The 18,232-nt window shown below is 61.7% G+C and carries 17 protein-coding genes; 14 read left to right on the forward strand and 3 right to left on the reverse strand.

What is annotated here, in order from left to right:
- The first annotated feature begins 5 nt into the window (after positions 1 to 5).
- The 4 genes from rnr to AB7783_RS10990 all read left to right on the forward strand — a co-directional run bounded on the left by rnr (position 6) and on the right by AB7783_RS10990 (position 3,966).
- Positions 6 to 2,402, forward strand: a complete 2,397-nt coding sequence (gene rnr, locus AB7783_RS10975) for a ribonuclease R (protein WP_441277636.1) — start codon at positions 6 to 8, stop codon at positions 2,400 to 2,402.
- A gap of 4 nt (positions 2,403 to 2,406) precedes the next feature.
- Positions 2,407 to 2,829 carry a DUF983 domain-containing protein gene (locus AB7783_RS10980; protein ID WP_089263757.1) on the forward strand — a complete coding sequence of 141 codons (423 nt, stop codon included), beginning with the start codon at positions 2,407 to 2,409 and terminating at the stop codon, positions 2,827 to 2,829.
- A gap of 54 nt (positions 2,830 to 2,883) precedes the next feature.
- Complete coding sequence (locus tag AB7783_RS10985) at positions 2,884 to 3,621, forward strand: NUDIX hydrolase (protein WP_089263756.1); 738 nt, start codon at positions 2,884 to 2,886, stop codon at positions 3,619 to 3,621.
- A 117-nt stretch (positions 3,622 to 3,738) separates the two neighbouring features.
- A complete protein-coding gene (locus AB7783_RS10990; protein ID WP_089263755.1) occupies positions 3,739 to 3,966 on the forward strand; it encodes a hypothetical protein in 228 nt (75 codons plus the stop codon).
- Positions 3,967 to 4,017: 51 nt separating this feature from the next.
- On the opposite strand, the gene AB7783_RS10995 is transcribed toward AB7783_RS10990, so the two are convergent.
- Complete coding sequence (locus AB7783_RS10995; RefSeq protein ID WP_441277637.1) at positions 4,018 to 4,755, reverse strand: SDR family oxidoreductase; 738 nt, start codon at positions 4,753 to 4,755, stop codon at positions 4,018 to 4,020.
- Between the two features lie 117 nt (positions 4,756 to 4,872).
- On the opposite strand from AB7783_RS10995, the gene AB7783_RS11000 reads away from it, so the two are divergent.
- The 5 genes from AB7783_RS11000 (at position 4,873) to AB7783_RS11020 (ending at position 9,154) form a co-directional block, all read left to right on the forward strand.
- The gene (locus AB7783_RS11000) at positions 4,873 to 5,787 is read left to right on the forward strand and encodes a LysR family transcriptional regulator (RefSeq protein WP_089263754.1); all 915 of its coding nucleotides are present in this window, start codon (positions 4,873 to 4,875) and stop codon (positions 5,785 to 5,787) included.
- A 211-nt stretch (positions 5,788 to 5,998) separates the two neighbouring features.
- Entirely contained in the window at positions 5,999 to 7,324 is a 1,326-nt protein-coding gene (locus tag AB7783_RS11005) for an LLM class flavin-dependent oxidoreductase (RefSeq protein WP_441277638.1), read from the forward strand.
- A 126-nt stretch (positions 7,325 to 7,450) separates the two neighbouring features.
- The gene (gene rpmG, locus AB7783_RS11010; RefSeq protein ID WP_068732385.1) at positions 7,451 to 7,618 is read left to right on the forward strand and encodes a 50S ribosomal protein L33; all 168 of its coding nucleotides are present in this window, start codon (positions 7,451 to 7,453) and stop codon (positions 7,616 to 7,618) included.
- A gap of 260 nt (positions 7,619 to 7,878) precedes the next feature.
- The gene (locus tag AB7783_RS11015; RefSeq protein WP_441277639.1) at positions 7,879 to 8,652 is read left to right on the forward strand and encodes a hypothetical protein; all 774 of its coding nucleotides are present in this window, start codon (positions 7,879 to 7,881) and stop codon (positions 8,650 to 8,652) included.
- Between the two features lie 79 nt (positions 8,653 to 8,731).
- On the forward strand, positions 8,732 to 9,154 hold the full coding sequence (locus AB7783_RS11020) for a hypothetical protein (RefSeq protein ID WP_441277640.1): 423 nt from the start codon (positions 8,732 to 8,734) through the stop codon (positions 9,152 to 9,154).
- Positions 9,155 to 9,166: 12 nt separating this feature from the next.
- On the opposite strand, the gene AB7783_RS11025 is transcribed toward AB7783_RS11020, so the two are convergent.
- Together AB7783_RS11025 and AB7783_RS11030 are read right to left on the reverse strand one after the other, a co-directional pair.
- A complete protein-coding gene (locus AB7783_RS11025) occupies positions 9,167 to 10,540 on the reverse strand; it encodes a PleD family two-component system response regulator (protein ID WP_441277641.1) in 1,374 nt (457 codons plus the stop codon).
- Positions 10,541 to 10,550: 10 nt separating this feature from the next.
- A complete protein-coding gene (locus AB7783_RS11030) occupies positions 10,551 to 10,916 on the reverse strand; it encodes a response regulator (protein ID WP_068732379.1) in 366 nt (121 codons plus the stop codon).
- 221 nt (positions 10,917 to 11,137) lie between these two features.
- Between AB7783_RS11030 and AB7783_RS11035 the strand changes: the two genes are divergently transcribed.
- The 5 genes from AB7783_RS11035 (at position 11,138) to AB7783_RS11055 (ending at position 18,206) form a co-directional block, all read left to right on the forward strand.
- A complete protein-coding gene (locus AB7783_RS11035; protein WP_089263750.1) occupies positions 11,138 to 11,431 on the forward strand; it encodes a DUF3572 domain-containing protein in 294 nt (97 codons plus the stop codon).
- Positions 11,428 to 12,723, forward strand: a complete 1,296-nt coding sequence (locus tag AB7783_RS11040; RefSeq protein WP_439077514.1) for a DNA polymerase IV — start codon at positions 11,428 to 11,430, stop codon at positions 12,721 to 12,723. The genes AB7783_RS11035 and AB7783_RS11040 overlap by 4 nt, the downstream gene beginning before the upstream one ends.
- A 520-nt stretch (positions 12,724 to 13,243) precedes the next feature.
- Complete coding sequence (locus AB7783_RS11045; protein ID WP_441277642.1) at positions 13,244 to 13,651, forward strand: FixH family protein; 408 nt, start codon at positions 13,244 to 13,246, stop codon at positions 13,649 to 13,651.
- Complete coding sequence (locus tag AB7783_RS11050; protein WP_441277643.1) at positions 13,648 to 15,054, forward strand: efflux RND transporter periplasmic adaptor subunit; 1,407 nt, start codon at positions 13,648 to 13,650, stop codon at positions 15,052 to 15,054. Before AB7783_RS11045 ends, AB7783_RS11050 begins: the two co-directional genes overlap by 4 nt.
- On the forward strand, positions 15,051 to 18,206 hold the full coding sequence (locus AB7783_RS11055) for an efflux RND transporter permease subunit (protein WP_441277644.1): 3,156 nt from the start codon (positions 15,051 to 15,053) through the stop codon (positions 18,204 to 18,206). The genes AB7783_RS11050 and AB7783_RS11055 overlap by 4 nt, the downstream gene beginning before the upstream one ends.
- The last annotated feature ends 26 nt before the right edge of the window (positions 18,207 to 18,232 follow it).

Here is an 18,232-nt window from a genome sequence, read left to right on the forward strand (position 1 = left end):
TAATTGTGAACAAGAAACGTGACAGCAGCTTTCCAACCAGGGATGCCATCGTCGCGTTCGTTCGCGCGTATCCCGGCAAGATCGGCACCCGCGAGATCGCGCGTGAATTCGGACTGAAGAACGCCGCCCGTGTCGAGCTCAAGCGCATGCTGCGCGAACTCGCCGACGAAGGCGCCATCGCCAAGAAAGGCCGCAGCGTGCGCGAGCCCGCAGCGCTGCCACCGACAGTGCTGGTCGACATCACCTCGCGTGATGCCGATGGCGAGTTGATCGCCACGCCCGTCGAATGGGACGAGGCAGACGGCGTCGTACCAAAAATTCGCATTCACACGCCGCGCCGTCCCCTGCCCGGCACCGCGGCAGGTGTTGGTGACCGCGCATTATTGCGCATCGAGAAGATCGAGAACGATGGCGAGTTAGCCAGCTATCAGGGCCGCGTCGTGCGGGTGCTCGAAGGTGCCCGCACACGCCTGCTCGGCATCTATCGCGCGCTGCCGAATGGCGGCGGACGATTGATCCCGGTCGACAAGAAGCAGGCCGGGCGCGAACTCAACATCGCCGCGTCAGACGCCAACGGCGCCGAGGACGGCGATCTCGTCAGTGTCGATCTCATTCGTACGCGTGGCTATGGCCTCGGCTCCGGCAAGGTCAAGGAACGGCTCGGTTCGCTCTCCTCCGAGAAAGCGGTCAGCCTGATCGCGATCCATTCCCACGATATCCCGCAAGCGTTCTCCCGCGATGCGCTGAAGGAAGCGGAAGCCGCGCAGCCTGCGACATTGCAGGGGCGTGAAGACTGGCGTGATGTGCCGCTGGTCACCATCGATCCGCCAGACGCCAAGGATCATGACGACGCCGTCTATGCCGAACTCGATCCCGATCCGCACAATGCAGGTGGATACATTGTCAGCGTCGCCATCGCCGATGTCGCTTTCTATGTGCGTCCCGGCTCAGCCCTCGACCGCGATGCGCTGATCCGAGGCAACTCGGTCTACTTCCCCGACCGCGTCGTACCGATGTTGCCGGAGCGCATCTCCAACGACCTGTGTTCGCTGGTGCCGGGCGAACCGCGCGGCGCCCTCGCCGTACGCATGGTGATCGGTGTCGATGGCCGCAAGAAGTCGCACACGTTCCATCGCATCCTGATGCGCTCGGCGGCCAAGCTGAATTACGCACAGGCGCAGGCCGCCATCGATGGCCATCCCGACGATACCACCGGCCCGCTGCTCGAACCGATCCTGAAGCCGCTCTATGCGGCCTATGCGCAGGTCAAGCTCGCGCGCGACGAACGCGATCCGCTCGATCTCGACATCCCAGAGCGAAAAATCCTGCTGAAGAAGGACGGTACCGTCGATCGCGTCATCGTACCGGAGCGGCTCGACGCGCATAAGCTCATCGAAGAGTTCATGATCCTGGCCAACGTCGCCGCAGCCGAAACGCTTGAAAAGAAGGCTCTGCCGCTTATCTATCGGGTACATGATGAGCCTTCGGTGGAGAAGGTTCACAACCTGCAGGAATTCCTCAAGACCCTGGACATGCCGTTCGCCAAAGCGGGCGCATTGCGGCCATCGGTATTCAACCGGGTGCTGTCACAGGTCAAAGGTCAGGATTCCGAACCGCTGGTGAATGAAGTGGTTTTGCGCTCGCAAGCCCAGGCGGAATATGCCGCCGAGAATTACGGACATTTCGGTCTGAACCTGCGCCGCTACGCGCATTTTACCTCACCTATCAGGCGATACGCAGATCTGATCGTGCATCGCGCACTGATCCGTGCGCTCGGGCTTGGCGAAGGCGCGCTACCCGAGACCGAAACCGTGGAAACGCTGAGCGAAATCTCGGCGCAGATTTCGGCCACCGAACGCCGAGCCATGAAGGCCGAGCGCGAGACGTCCGACCGGCTGATTGCGCATTTTCTGGCCGACAAGATCGGCGCCACCTTCCGGGGCCGGATCTCCGGCGTCACCAGGGCTGGACTCTTTGTCCGATTGACCGAGACCGGCGCCGATGGCCTGATCCTGATCCGCACGTTGGGCACCGAATACTTCAACTATGACGAAGCTCGCCACGCCCTCGTCGGTACACGCAGTGGTGCCATGCATCGGTTGGGTGACGTCGTCGATGTCCGTCTGGTCGAGGCAGCCCCCGTTGCAGGTGCCTTGCGGTTCGAAATGCTTTCCGAGGGCAATACCGCCCCACGGAACCGCCGACGCGAACATGCCCGCAGCAATGACGCTGCAGACCGGCCGCGTCATCCGGGTGCCAAGCCTTCTGGTGCGACGAAGTTCAAATCGTCGAAGAAGCTCAAGGCGCCCAAGAAAGCCAAACCCGGTCGTAATGCCCGGCAGGCTGCCAAAGCTGACAAGGCTCGCGCCGGTGGTAACCCCGGCAAGCCGAAAAAGGGGTAAAGTCATGATGACATTGACCACACCGAAGATCTGGAGCGCGACGCTGGATTCCTCCGCCAAACGCAATGTGTGGACCGCAATGAAGCGCGGCTTCGCCTGCCGCTGCCCGAACTGCGGCGAAGGCAAGATGTTTCGCGCCTTCCTGAAAACCGCAGATCACTGCGACAAGTGCGGACAGGATTTCTCTGCACACCGCGCCGATGATCTTCCCGCCTATCTCGTGATCGTCATCGTCGGTCACATCGTCGTGCCGATCGCATTGTGGATCGAGACTAACTACTCGCCATCGGTCGCGCTGCAACTTGCGATCTACCTGCCGATCACACTGATCGCGTCGCTGTTGTTGTTGCAGCCGGTCAAGGGCGCCGTGGTGGGATTGCAGTGGGCATTCCGCATGCACGGATTTGGCGACGGCCCGGCTGACTGATACGTTCTCCGTCCCCTTGAACAGCACGTAATAAGAAGAATTTCAGGAGACGGAATGAGCGACGCAGTCGAGATCGGCAAGGAAGCCGACCACCATCCCTATAAGCGTCCGCGCGACGCTGCGACCCTGATGCTGGTCGATCGCTCCGGCCCGATTCCGAAAGTGCTTGTCGGCAAGCGTCACGACAAGGTCGTGTTCATGCCCGGCAAGTTCGTCTTCCCCGGCGGCAGTGTCGACACGACCGACAACAAGATCCCGGTGGCTGCACCTTTGCCGCCGGAGCTTGAAGCCAACCTGATGAAAGGCAGCCCGAAGACGCCGCCGTCGCGCGCGCGTTCGCTCGCTGTCGCTGCGATCCGCGAAGCCTGCGAAGAAACGGGCCTCTGCCTCGGCCGCAAGGTTGATGGCGCGACCAGGAAGCTCCCCGGTGTATGGGAAGCTTTTAGCGATGCAGGTCTCCTGCCCGATCCCTCGGGCCTGTTCCTGATTGCGCGCGCCATCACACCACCCGGCCGTATCAAGCGTTTCGATACGCGTTTCTTCACGGCGGACGCATCGTCGATCGCGCATCGCGTCGAGGGCGTCGTGCATGCCGATGCCGAACTGGTGGAACTGGTCTGGGTCGAACTCGGCTCCGCGCATCTCGCCGACGCGCACGCAATGACGAAGAACGTGCTCAATCAATTGCAGCAGCGTCTCGCCACCGGCCCGCTCCGTCACGACGCGCCACTGCCCTTCTTCCATTGGTACAGCGGCAAGATGCAACTCGACATGCTGCCCGGCGAAAGCTGAGTTAATCAAGTAAGAGGTCTCGCTTTTCGACCTATTCTAATTCTAACTGTTTCCTTAGTGGGATAACTGGTGTGGCGCGGTAACCTACCGTTGTCTTGCTCACAGGAATTCCCAGTTATGGGACAGATGAATTGGACGCCGCAGGTCGAGTCTTCGACATTTACGCGCGCGTCACTGGAATATCGTCGCAAGGCGTCGGCACTCAGCCAGCGCGCCAGCGTGGAAGCTGACCCACGCAAAGTTCGTGCATTGCTACAACTCGCCATCTCGTGGATTCAGGTTGCTGAAAACGAAGAGCTGATGGCGAGCGAGTATCGCGCCAGCGCGCACATGCACAGTTTCTGACACGAGAAGACGCCGCATCCGCGGCGCCTTCCTGCTCTGCCAAGCCCATCGTCAGATCTGAGCGAGACCACCGTCGACGAACAATTCTGCGCCGGCGACGAAGCTGGAATCGTCCGATGCCAGGAACAGAACCGCCTTCGCGACTTCGTCCGCGGTACCGAGACGGCCGAGCGGCACGATGGTCTTGAGGTAGCCCTTCACATCGTCATTGGCGAAGACGTCGAGGCCGGGGGTCTGGATCGGTCCGGGGCTGACGACATTCACGCGAATTTTGCGCGCCCTGAGGTCTGAGGTCCAGCTGCGCGCGAACGAGCGGATCGCTGCCTTGGTGGCGTTGTAGACGCTGAAGGACTCCATGCCCTTCGATCCCGACACCGAGCCGGTGAGAACCACCGAGGCGCCGTCGGACAGCAGCGGCAATGCCTGCTGCACCGTGAACAAAACGCCCTTCACATTGATGTCGAACATCTTGTCATAGACGTCTTCGGTGATCTGGCCGAACGCGCTCAATTCATAGCCGCCGGCATTGGCGAACAGCACGTCGATCTTGCCCTTGGCAGCCTTCACCGTATCGAACAAATGCGCGAGATCGGCGAGCTTGGCAGCGTCCGCCTGTACGCCGACGGCCTTCGGTCCGAGCTGCTTCACGGCGGCATCGAGCTCGGCCTGGCGGCGGCCGGTGATGAACACGGTGGCGCCTTCGTCGATAAAACGCTGCGCGGCGGCCAGACCGATGCCGGCGCTGCCACCGGTGACGACTGCGATTTTGCCTTCGAGTTTACGGGTCATGATGCTCTCCATTTGATCTGGGGCGGCGCCATCGCCGTCCGACATGGAGAACATCGTCCATTCGCCCGTTGGCGGTTATGGGCTTGTTCGGATATTATTTATCCGTATTTTGGATGAATGACCGATACAGTCGCCCTTTTCCAGGCTTTCATCCGCGTCGTCGAAGCGGGCTCATTCACCCGTGTGGCTGAGGAGCAGAATTCCAGCCAGCCGACCGTCAGCCGCCAGGTGGCAACGCTGGAAGACCATCTCGGCACCCGATTGTTCACCCGCACCACGCGCAAGCTGACGCTCACCGATGACGGCCGCAGCTTCTATGAGCGCGCCAAACTGGCGCTGGAAGCCGTTGCCGAGGCCGAGGGCGCCGTGGGACGCCGCCGGGCCAGACCATCAGGCACGTTGCAACTGGCCCTCCCGGTGGTGTTCGGACGGCTGCGGGTGATCCCGCATCTCAAGGGCTTTCTGGCGCGTTACCCCGACGTCAGTGTCGACCTCGTGATGAGTGACGGCTTCAGCGATCTGGTCGAGGACGGCATCGATCTCGCGATCCGCTCCGGCGTCGTGACCGACCCAAACCTGATCGCCAGGAAAATCGGCGTGACACGCCGTATCCTGGTGGCCTCGCCGTCCTATCTGCGCGGCAAGACGCAGCCTGCGCATCCGAACGATCTCATCGGGCATGATTGCATCCCCTATACGCGCTTCACCGGCGGCGTGACCTGGCGCTTCGAAAGTCCGGACGGCCCGATCGCTATCGAAGCCACGGGACCGGTGCGCACCCAGAGTTCGGAAGGCATTCGCGAAGCCGTGATGTCCGGCCTCGGTATCGGCTTCGTGCCGATCTGGCATTTCAGGGATGAGATCGAGACCGGTCGTCTCATTGTGTTGCTCGAAGCCTTCGAACCGAAACCGGTGCCGATCAGCGCGGTCTATCCCTCGCGCCGCTTCGTGCCGCAGAAGACCCGCGCCATGATCGACTACCTGGAAACGCAATTCGCGATGGACCCAACGCTGAATCCGAAGCGGGTGTGAGCTCCGTCCTCATGGTGAGGAGGCGCTACTTCAGCGCCGTCTCGAACCATGAGCGCCGGCCTCCATCCTTCGAGACGCGGCGAAGACGCCGCTCCTCAGGATGAGGTTCTGCAGATAATCCACAAATCGCAATAATCTTCTCGTGAGCAGCATCTACCTGCGCGCGTCGGCGTCCCTATCTGTTCCCGACCAGCATCACGGGGAATTCCAGATGGCGAAGCGTCAGTTGAAGCTCGGGGCCTTCATGCGCCCGATCAGCATCCATACCGGCGCATGGCGCTATCCCGGCGCTCAGCCTGACGCCAACTTCAACTTTCCCTTCCTCAAACAGATGATCCGCAAGCTCGAGGCCGGCAAGTTCGACGCCTTCTTCATGGCCGATCATCTCGCCGTGCTGAACATGCCGGTCGAGGCGCTGAAGCGCAGCCACACGGTGACATCGTTCGAGCCGTTCACGCTGCTGTCAGCGCTGGCCGCCGTCACCGAGAATATCGGCCTCGTCGCCACCGGCTCCACCACCTTTGACGCGCCCTATCACGTCGCCCGCCGCTTCGCGTCGCTGGATCACATTTCGGGCGGCCGCGCCGGCTGGAATATCGTGACAACGTCGAACCCCGATGCCGCGCTCAACTTCGGCCTCGACGATCATATGGAGCATGCCGAGCGCTACAAGCGCGCGCGCGAGTTCTACGACGTCGTCACCGGCCTGTGGGATTCCTTCGCTGATGACGCCTTCATCCGCGACGTCGAGAGCGGCATCTTCATGGACCCCGACAAGATGCATGTGCTCGATCACAAGGGCCCGTATCTCTCGGTACGCGGCCCGCTGAATATCGCCCGGCCCGTCCAGGGCTGGCCGGTGATCGTGCAGGCGGGCGCATCGGAAGACGGCAAGCAGCTTGCCGCCGAAACCGCAGAAGCCGTGTTCACCGGCGGCGGCGCCATCGGCGATGCGCAGAAGCTCTATGCGGACATCAAGGGCCGCATGGAGAAGCTCGGCCGCAATCGCGATCATCTCAAGATACTACCCGGCGCCTTCGTGGTGGTGGGCGACAGTGTCGAGGAAGCCAAGGAAAAACGCGCACTGCTCGACAGCAAGGTGCATTACGCCAATGCCATCGCCTCGCTCTCGATCAATCTCGGCACCGACGCCTCCGTCTTCGATCCCGACGGCCCGCTGCCCGAGATTCCCGAAACCAATGCCAGCAAGAGCGGCCGCGAGCGCGTCATCGCCCTCGCCCGGCGCGAGAACCTGACCGTGCGCCAGCTTGCCCAGCGCCTCGGCGGCTATGGCGGCTCGGCCTTCGTGGGCACGCCCCAGACCATCGCCGACCAGATGCAGGAGTGGCTGGAAACCGAAGCCTCGGACGGCTTCAACATCATGTTCCCCTACCTGCCGGAGGGGCTGAACGACTTCGTCGACAGCGTGATCCCGGAACTCCAAAAGCGCGGGATTTTCCGCACGGAGTATGAAGGCCGGACGCTCCGTGAGAATTTGGGGCTACCGCGGCCCAAAAACCGCTTCTTTCCGGGTTAAGACCCGCAAATCCTCGGATTTACCGCCCCGGAAAACCTTGACTTTGGAGCGTTCGGGGCTAGGTTGCGCCCCAACACGGCCAGTTCTCTGGCTGTCACCCGATTCCCGACATTCAGAGGTTCTGCCATGGCCAAAGCGGTCACCATCAAGGTCAAGCTCGTTTCCACCGCGGACACCGGCTTCTACTACACCGCCAAGAAGAATTCGCGCACCATGACCGACAAGATGGTCAAGAAGAAGTACGACCCGGTCGCGCGCAAGCACGTTGAATTCAAGGAAGCCAAGATCAAGTAAGCGCTGAATACAGCTGCTGACGGATTTTGAACGGGGCCCTTTCGGGCCCCGTTTTCTTTTAACCTCTCCCCGCAAAGCGCGGGGCGAGGTTAAGTAGGAAGCCCGGGCCAGCCGCTCCAATTTTAGCGATGCGCGCAGTACCGCGTTTACCCTGCCACAACTATGGCGGGCATGAAGCCTGCGATTGAAACGGTATTCACGTCATTTCGTGCGACAAGTCGGTATCATTCGACGCAATTGATTTGCATCGGGAGCACCCCTTGTCTTTCCGCGATTCAGACGCGACGGCTGGCCAGTTCACGTCTGCGGTGTCTCTGGCAGGCGTCTTCGTCCGCTACGCATTCTATTTTTTCGGAATGATTGTGTTCGGGCTCATCGCCTTCGGGGTGATCTGGCTCTGGGGCAATCGCGTCCAGGTGGTCCAGGACAAGCCAGCTTTCAGGATCACTGACGGCAGCTTCACACGATTACCCGTCAGCTCCGATATCATCACCAGCGGACTGCTTGGCCGTGTTGAGGTCATGCAATACGGGGCACTGGATCATCGCGGGATCGATCTCACCGTGGCGATCGCATTCCCGCCCCCTGGCGGCCTCCAGACGCGGCCGACTTTCGAACCGCGCGAAACAAAGCTTTTGCGCAACATGCGCTTCCAGACGCTCTCCACGCACTTCGATCTGGAAACGCGCTACGGCCCTGTCCATGCCGTCGAAACGCGCGTCGAGACCGATGGCCGCTGGAAACAGTGCCTCGCCTTCAGCTCGCGCTTCGATACCAGAGCTGTATTCCTGAGCGGCTGGACCTGCGACGCCACCGGCACCAAGCCGGGCGCAGACGCCCTCGCCTGCGCACTCGACAAACTTGTGATCGACAAGGAATTGCCGACGAAAGAAGCCGACGCCTATCTGCGCGCACGCATGACGCGCCCCGCTTACTGCGCGGCCCGGCAGGTCACGCAGACTTTCGATACAGGATCGCGCCCGATCTCGCCGCCATCGCGATGGTCGCAACCATCGGCACGAACGCGGCTGTGATAGTAGCCTAAGCAGCTATAGTATCTGCAGTACAGGCCACTTCACCCTCCCGACAACCCACGATAAGATATGACTTGTCATGGTGGAGAAGATGGCGAATTTCCTGAAGTACTTCGTTGTCGGGCTCTACAAGAGGATCCTGGCGCTATCTCTGACAATCCTCTTACTGTTGGTTTGCTTTGACGCGTGGGTCTGGTTCACCTTACCGCCCGTCGTTCAGGGCATCCCGGCTGGCATCTTTTTTCCTGCAGCTTCCGAACCCGAAACGAAATTCAGAGATCGAATCCGTTTGCAGTTCCCTATCGGCTCAGAGCAAGCAGAGATGGTCGCGCGCCTCACAGCGCAAGGTTTCGGAGATCCAGTGCCCTTGGCCGAAAAACAAGTGATCGCATTCCGGGACAGTTCATTTCCATGCTTGCGATCATGGAGCGTGATCTGGCAGGCAAGCAGCATCGGCACCCTCGAGAATATCGACGGGCATATTCACTATAGCTGCCTTTGAAGCTCGCGGCGGTTACGCGGCCGCAGCAACCACGCGGTTGCGGCCGTCGTGCTTGGCGCGGTACAGCGCCACGTCGGCACGCTTGAGCACGTCGGCGACGGGCTCGCCCTTCTTCTCCAGCGTCGACAACCCGATCGAAATCGTGACCTCGATGCGCTTGTTGCCCTTGTCGATGGAGAACGGCTCGCCGGCGATCGAACGACGCAGACGCTCGGCCACCATGCTGGCGACGTGCATGTCGGTCTCGGGCATGACGATGACGAATTCCTCGCCGCCGTAGCGACAGGCCAGATCGATGCCACGGATCGACTTGCGAATGCGAACGGCGAATTCGCGCAGCACGTCGTCACCGCAATCATGGCCATGATTGTCATTGATCGACTTGAAGAAGTCGATGTCGAGCATCATCAGCGCCAGCGGCTTGCCGCGGGTGGCCGCCTGCTCTGCCAGCGTTTCCAGATGGCTTTCCATGTAGCGACGGTTGTGCAGTCCGGTGAGCCCGTCGGTGATCGCAGCTTCGATGGAGTGCTGAACGTTGTCGCGCAGATGATCGGTGTAACGGCGACGGCGGACCTGCGTGCGGGCGCGGGCCAGCAGCTCGTTCTTGTCCACCGGGCGCATCAGGTAGTCGTTGACGCCGATCTCGAGACCACGCAACAGCCGCGGATTGTTATCGGCATCAGCAATCGCGAGAATCGGAATCTGCCGCGTGCGCTCCAGCGAACGCGCCTGGCTGCACAGCCGCAATCCGTCGTAATTCTCGAGGCTCAGCGAGACAATGAGCAGATCGTAATTGCCCTCGGCGGCATGAAACAGCGCCTCGGTCGGATTGGGTTCGACATCGACGGTGTGTTCGGCCGACAGGACAGGCGCCAGCCGCTCATAGGATGACGGACGATCGTCGACCAGCAGGATGCGTCCACCCACACCCAGATCAGACACGGCGCTGCGCTCGGGCGCCTGCACGCCGATTTCCAGCGAGGTGATGGCGCGCATGCGCAGTTCGTCGGTCATCATCTTCAGACGCGTCAGCGAGCGCACGCGGGCCACCAGCACGGCATCGGCGACGGGCTTGGTGAGGAAGTCATCGGCGCCGGCTTCGAGGCCGCGCACGCGATCCGACGGCGAATCCAGCGCGGTGACCATCACCACCGGAATGAAATGCGTCTTCGGATTGGCTTTCAGGCGACGGCAGACCTCGAAGCCGTCCATGTCGGGCATCATGACGTCGAGCAGGATCAGGTCGCATTCGGAACGCGCGCAGACGTCCAGCGCCTGTGCGCCGTTGGACGCGGTGATGACGTCGAAATACTCCGCCGAGAGACGGGCTTCCAGAAGTTTCACGTTGGCGGGGATGTCATCGACGACAAGAATACGCGCTGACATAGGGAACTCCCTAACCGATGAACCGACGCACGGTTTCGATAAATTTTCCGACCGAAATGGGCTTTGATAAATAGGCTTCGCAGCCGCCTTCGCGGATACGTTCTTCGTCGCCCTTCATGGCGAAGGCTGTGACGGCGACGACGGGGATCATGCTGATCGCAGGATCCTTCTTGATCCAGCCGGTCACTTCGAGACCGGAGACCTGCGGTAGCTGAATATCCATGAGGATGAGATCGGGGCGGAGCGAGCGGACAAGATCGAGCGCTTCATAGCCATTGCTCGTGCCGACTGTCTGATAGCCATGGGCTTCCAGCAGGTCACGGAAGAGCTTCATGTTGAGCTCGTTGTCCTCCACGATCAGGACGGTTTTTGCCATCCCGCCCTCCAATCCAGAACCCGAGCGTTCTTGTTTCGCGGAGCATGATTGCCCTGCGTCACCGGCCAATGTGATGTTCGAAGCGAACTTCCAAATTCACTTCGGCCACCCGCCGAAGTGCCCGTGTACCGCGCGTATCCCTGCAACTGGAATCGCCCCGGTGACTCGGGCATGATGACTTAAAATAGAGACGATAAGTTACGGAAAGGCAAACACGCGTGATGAAAAAACCCCAGCGCCACCCCAGCGAAGTTGCTGAAATCGTTGCGATTCAGGCGCTGTCCTTCGTTGCCGGGGAACCTGAGCGGCTGGGCCTGTTCCTGTCCGAGAGTGGAATCGGTCCGGAGACTCTCCGCTCGGCTGCCAAGGATCCACAGTTCCTCGTCAGCGTGCTCGATTTCGTGCTGCGCGACGACGAGACCGTGAAGGCGTTTTCGGCGTCGTCGCAACTGGATCCCACCACCATCGCCGCCGCGCGGCAGGCGCTCGATCCCCGCGGGCAGGACTTTACGTGAGCCCCTCTCCGGCAGAGCTGAGCGGACCGCGCTGCTTCTGCCGGGATTGCCTTGTCGATCTGGATGCACGCGTCAAGCGCTGCACGTCATGCGGGTCGCCGCGCCTGGTGCGACACCACGCGCTGCCGTCGCTGACGCTGGCGCATATCGACTGCGATGCGTTCTACGCCACCGTCGAGAAGCGCGACAATCCCGACATCGTCGATCGGCCTGTTATCATCGGCGGCGGCAAGCGCGGCGTGGTGTCCGCGGCCTGCTACATCGCGCGCACCTATGGCGTGCGCTCGGCGATGCCCATGTTCAAGGCGCTCGATCTCTGCCCCGACGCCGTCGTGGTGCGGCCCGACATGGCGAAATATGTCCGCGTCGGCCGTGAGGTCCGCCATGCCATGCAGGCGCTGACGCCGCTGGTCGAACCATTGTCGATCGACGAAGCCTTTCTCGATCTCTCAGGCACGCAGCGCGTCCACGGCATGATCCCCGCCAAGGTGCTGGCGAAATTCGCCGCCGACATCGAGCGCACTGTTGGCATCACGGTTTCGGTCGGCCTGTCGGTGAACAAGTTTCTCGCCAAGATCGCCAGCGATCTCGACAAGCCCCGCGGCTTCGCCACGCTTGATCAGGAAGACGCTGTGGCCATGCTCGCGGATCGGCCCGTCAGCTTCATCTTCGGCGTCGGCCCGGCGACCGCGGAGAAACTCTCGCAGCGCGGCTTTCGCAAGATCAGCGATCTACAGCGCGCCGATGAGACCGACCTGATGAAACAGTTCGGCGGCGAAGGCCGCAGGCTGTGGCGCCTCGCCCGCGGCATCGACGATCGCCTCGTCGTCGCCGATCGCGGCGCCAAAACGATTTCCAACGAGACGACGTTCAACGAGGACATCCGCGACTACGCCACGCTGGAAAAGATTCTGTGGCGCCTGTCAGAAAAGGTCTCGTCACGGCTGAAGAGCAGCGAATTATCCGGCACCACGGTCACGCTGAAACTCAAAACCGCGGATTTCCGCCAGCGCACCCGCTCGCAATCGATCCAGTCGCCCACGCAGATGGCGGCGCGCATCTTCGATATCAGCCGCGAGATGCTGGCAAAGGAAATCGACGGCACCGCCTTCCGCCTGATCGGCACCGGTGTCAGCGCGCTGAAGCCCGGCAACGAGGCCGGCGACGACAACATGCTCGACCGCCGCTCGTCGCATGCCGAGCGGGCGATGGACGATCTCAGGAAGAAGTTCGGCAGTGCCGCTGTGATCCGCGGCATCGCCTATGACGGGCCGGAGAAGCCAAGGACATAATCCCCATAGGGATTGCGAACTTGTGATGTATCCGGGCTTCCCACGCTGTGGTGGCCGTGAGATGGTCTAATATGGATCTTCGTCGACTCCTGAAACTCTTTCTAGCGATCTTTGTGACCATCGGCCTCTCGGTGGCGCCGGTGGTGACTCCGGCGGCTGCCAACGGGCCGTCGGCCACGATGACCGACATGTCGGCGATGTCTGGAGACATGCCCTGCTGCCCATCCGAACAGAAGAGTAAGGATTGCCAGGACTGTCCACTTCTCGCGATTTGCGTGTTGAAGACCGCCCAGGCGGGGCCCTCCTTGGCGCCAGCCATGACGGTTCGTCACGCCGTCCGAACGTACCACTCGGTGCTGAATGACGCGCTGACCGATGGCGTCAACCGTCCCCCTCCAGACCACCCTCCTCGCACTTCGATCTGAGCGGCGCTGAGCCGCCGTCGCTGCCGCGTGCCTCCTGGCGCGCGGATGACGCATGCCGTTCGCGGCACATCAGATTCAATCGAGGATACCAAACCATGAAAACGTCTAACTCCCCGCGCGCCTTACGGGCTGCGCTGTTCGCTGTCGCTTTGGGCGGCGCAAGCACGGCTGCACTGGCTGACATCAAGGACTACACGTTCGAGCTCGTCGATCAGTCCGTTCAGGCCGGCCCCGACAAGATCATCACCGTCCGCCTGATGAACACCAAGACCGGCAAGCCCGTGCCGGATGCCGTTATTTTTGCAACCCGTCTCGACATGGCTCCTGACGGCATGCAGGAGATGGCCACCAAGGTCACGCCAGTATCGGGGGCCGAGCCCGGCACCTACAAGTTCAAGGCCACTTTCGGAATGGCCGGTCGCTGGCAGCTTTCTCTGGGCGCCAAGGTGCAGGGAGAAACCGGCTCCGTCGAGAACAAGCTCGTCATCACGGCGCAGAAATGAACCGCGCCGTTTTAGCTGGCACCGCCGCCGCGTTCATCGCGGCGGCCGGAGGCGGATTCATCATCGCGCAGCGACCGTTGACGCACGCCCTCGCCGTAGTCACCCCCGCCGATGCGCAGGAAGCCCGAGCGCCTGTCTACTATCAGGATCCGGACGGGAAGCCCGCATACTCGTCAACGCCGAAGAAAACGCCGGACGGCCGCAACTACCGCGCCGTTCCGGCCAACGCTGACATCAACTTCGAGGATATCGTAGCCGAGCCGATGCCGGGTCCGAACTCGGTGGGTACGGAGCGTAAAATCAAGTATTACCGCAATCCGATGGGACTTCCTGATACGTCGCTGACGCCGAAGAAGGACTCCATGGGGATGGATTACATCCCGGTGTTCGACGGCGACGATTCCGACGATGGATCAGTCAAGCTCTCTCCGGGCAAGATACAGCGCACGGGCGTGAAGTCCGAGCCAGCCACCAGGCGCGTGATCCGGACGCAGATCCGCGCACCCGGCACGATCCAGCTCGACGAGCGGCGCATCTCCGTGATCTCGATGCGCGCGGAAAGCTGGGTGCAGAAGGTTGCCGATGTCACCACCGGCACGAAGGTCCGCAGCGGGCAGCCCTTGATGGATATCTACAGCCCGGCGATCTCGTCCGCTGCGGCGGAATACGTCGCCACCATTACGTCGAAGACGACGAGCGGCGATGGGCTGTATGGGCGCGGGTCGCGTCAACGGATCATGAATCTCGACGTTCCAGACACGGTGATTGCCGAAATCGAGAAGAGCCGCATCGTCCCGATCTCCATCGCCTGGGCCGCCCCGCGGGACGGCATTGTTCTTGAGCGCAACGCCATCGAAGGGATGCGGGCGCAACCCGGCGACATCCTCTTTCGTATCGCCGACACGTCGCTCGTCTGGGCAATGGTCGATGTCGCGGAGCGCGATCTTGGAGCCATCGCCGTCGGACAGCCGGTGAACGTCCGGACGCGCAGCCTCTCCGGCAGGCCGTTTGCCGGCAAGATCAACGTGATCTATCCGCAGGTCAATCGCGAGACCCGGACGACACGCGTCCGTATCGAACTCACAAACGCCGATCTCGCTCTGCTGCCGGACATGTATATCGACGCTTCGATCGAGACCGGAGGTGCGGATCCGGTCGTGTCCGTCCCCGAGAGCGCTGTGATCGACACCGGCACCCGGCAATCGGTGTTCATCGACAAAGGACAGGGCCGCTTCGAACCGCGCCGCGTCGAACTCGGCCGTCGCGGTAGCGGCTACGTCGAAATCCGCGAGGGAGTCGCAGACGGCGAACCGGTCGTCATTTCGGCCAATTTCCTGATCGATGCAGAAAGCAATCTGAAGGCCGCGTTGAAGGGCTTTTCCGACGCGAGGAGCCCACAATGATCGCCCGCATCATCGCATGGTCGGCGCGCAATCTGCTGCTGGTGTTGTTCGGCACGGGGTTCGCTGCAGCCGCTGGCATCTACGCGCTGGCCCATCTGCCGCTCGACGCCATCCCGGATCTCTCCGACACGCAGGTTATCGTCTATACCGAGTACCCCGGCCAGGCGCCGCAGGTGATCGAGGATCAGGTCACCTACCCGTTGACGACGGCAATGCTCACGGTGCCGAAGTCGAAAGTGGTGCGCGGGTTCTCGTTCTTCGGCGTGTCGTTCGTCTATGTCATCTTCGAAGACGGGACCGACATCTACTGGGCCCGGTCGCGCGTTCTCGAATTCCTGAACGGAGCCACGTCCCGCCTGCCCGCCGGCGTCACGCCAACGATGGGCCCCGATGCCACCGGCGTCGGCTGGGTCTACCAATACGCGGTGATGTCCAAGGAATTGAACCTTGCCGACACACGGGCGATCCAAGACTGGAATCTGAAGTTTGCGCTCGCCAAAGCCGAAGGCGTAGCCGAAGTCGCCAGCGTCGGTGGCTTCGTCAAGCAATACAACGTCGTGCTCGATCCACTTCGGATGCGCGACCTCGGCATCACCATGCAGAAGATGCGCGACGCTATCCGCGCCAGCAACGCCGATGTCGGCGGTCGCACGGTGGAGCTGTCCGAATTCGAATATGTCATCCGCGGCAAGGGCTATCTGAAGTCGATCAACGACCTCGGTAATGTCGTGCTCAAGACCAACAACGGCACGCCGGTCCTGCTGCGCGATGTCGCGCGCGTCGAACTGGGCCCCGACGAGCGGCGCGGCATCACCGAACTCAACGGTGAAGGCGAAGTCGCCAGCGGTATCGTGCTGCAACGCTTCGGCGTCAATGCGCTCGACGTCATCGAGAACGTCAAGAAGCGCTTCAAGGAGATCGCCAGCAGTCTGCCGAACTCCGTCGAGATCGTTCCGGTTTACGACCGCTCCAACCTGATCAACGCCGCCATCGCCACGCTCAAGCACACGTTGCTGGAGGAAAGCGTGGTCGTCGCACTCGTCTGCATCTTATTCTTGCTGCATGTCCGCAGTGCCCTGGTTGCGATCCTGATGCTGCCGGTCGGCGTGCTGATGGCGTTCGGCGCCATGAAACTGCTCGGTCTTGGCTCCAACATCATGAGTCTCGGCGGCATCGCGATCGCCATCGGCGCCATGGTCGATGCCGCCATCGTCATGATCGAGAACGCCCACAAACATCTCGAACGCGCGGATCCCGGCAAGTCGCGCGTCGAGGTCCTGATCGAGGCAGCCTCCGAAGTCGGCCCGGCGCTATTCTTCAGCCTGTTGATCATCACCGTGTCGTTCATGCCGATCTTCACGCTGGAATCCCAGGAAGGACGTCTGTTCAGCCCTCTGGCGTTCACCAAGACGTTTGCGATGGCGGCCGCGGCTATCCTGTCAGTGACACTGGTCCCGGCCCTGATGATCATCTTCGTCCGCGGCCGGATCGTTCCGGAACACAAGAACCCGATCAACCGCTTTCTGATCTGGGTCTACCGGCCGGTCATCAATGTTGTGATGCGCGCGAAGACGCTGGTCGTACTGCTCGCACTCGCCATTCTCGCGGCGAGTGTCTGGCCGGCACGTCAGCTCGGCACCGAGTTCATGCCCAGCCTCAACGAGGGCACGCTCATGTATATGCCGACGACGCTGCCGGGCATCTCCGTTACCAAGGCCGGAGAACTGCTGCAGATGCAGGACAAAATCATTCGGTCGTTTCCGGAGGTGGCTTCGGTCTATGGCAAGGCAGGGCGCGCTGCCACAGCGACTGATCCGGCCCCCTCCGAAATGTTCGAGACAATCATCAACCTCAAACCGAAGGAAGAGTGGCGATCCGGTCTCACGGTTGATGGACTGATTGCCGAGATGGACAAGGCGCTGCAGTTTCCGGGCGTGTCGAATGCCTGGACCATGCCGATCAAGGCCCGCATCGACATGCTGTCGACCGGCATCCGCACACCCATCGGTGTGAAGGTGATCGGCATCGACCTCGTCGAGATCGACCGGCTTGCCAGGCAGATCGAGCAGGTACTCAAGGCGGTGCCGGGCACGTCGTCGGCCTATGCCGAGCGCGGCATCGGCGGCTACTACCTCGATGTGACCCCGGATCGTGAGGCATTGGCGCGCTACGGCATCATGATCCAGGACGTCCAGGACGTGATCGGAACCGCGCTCGGCGGCCAGACGGTGACAACGACCGTGGAAGGCCGGCAACGCTTCACCGTCAACATGCGGTACCCCCGCGACCTCAGAGACAGCCCGCAGGCTATCGCCAGCGACGTGTTGGTGCCGATGCCCGGAGGTGGCGCGGTCCCGCTCGGCGAAGTGGCCAAGATTGCGCTGGCGAGAGGGCCGACGTCGATCCGGACGGAGAACGGACAGTTGGCCACCTACATCTATGTCGATATCCGCGACCGCGATCTCGGTGGCTACGTGGCCGACGCGCAGCGCGCGGTCCAGGCGAGCATTCAATTTCCGCCCGGCTACTACGTCATGTGGAGCGGCCAGTACGAATATCTCGAACGTGCGACGGCGCGCCTGAAGATCGTCGTGCCGGTGACGCTGTTGATCATCTTCCTGCTGCTGTACCTGAACTTCCGGTCGATCACCGAAACGATGATCGTCATGCTGTCGCTGCCGTTCGCGCTGGTCGGCGGCCTTTGGCTGATGTGGTGGCTCGGATTCAACCTGTCGGTTGCAGTCGTCGTCGGTTTCATTGCGCTGGCCGGCGTTGCCGCCGAGACCGGCGTCGTAATGCTGATCTATTTGAATCAAGCATTGACTGCGATCCAGGCCCAACGGGATATTGAAGGACGGCCGCTGACACGCAACGACCTGTACGACGCCATCATGGAAGGAGCCGTCGAACGCGTCCGTCCCAAGATGATGACGGTGGTCGCCATCATGGCGGGCCTGCTGCCGATCATGTGGAGCACCGGCACGGGCTCGGAGATCATGCAGCGCATCGCGGTGCCGATGATCGGCGGCATGATCTCGTCAACGCTGCTCACACTGATTGTGATCCCGGCGATCTATGCAATTGTTAAGGGCTATCGGCTGCCTCAGGCCGGCTTGATCTCGGCAGAAGAGATCGTGCCCGTGACCAGATAGCCCGGAGCTTAGAGCGGCGTATTCGG

It is taken from the genome of Tardiphaga sp. 172_B4_N1_3, from assembly GCF_052076035.1.
Taxonomy (GTDB): Bacteria; Pseudomonadota; Alphaproteobacteria; order Rhizobiales; family Xanthobacteraceae; genus Tardiphaga; species Tardiphaga robiniae.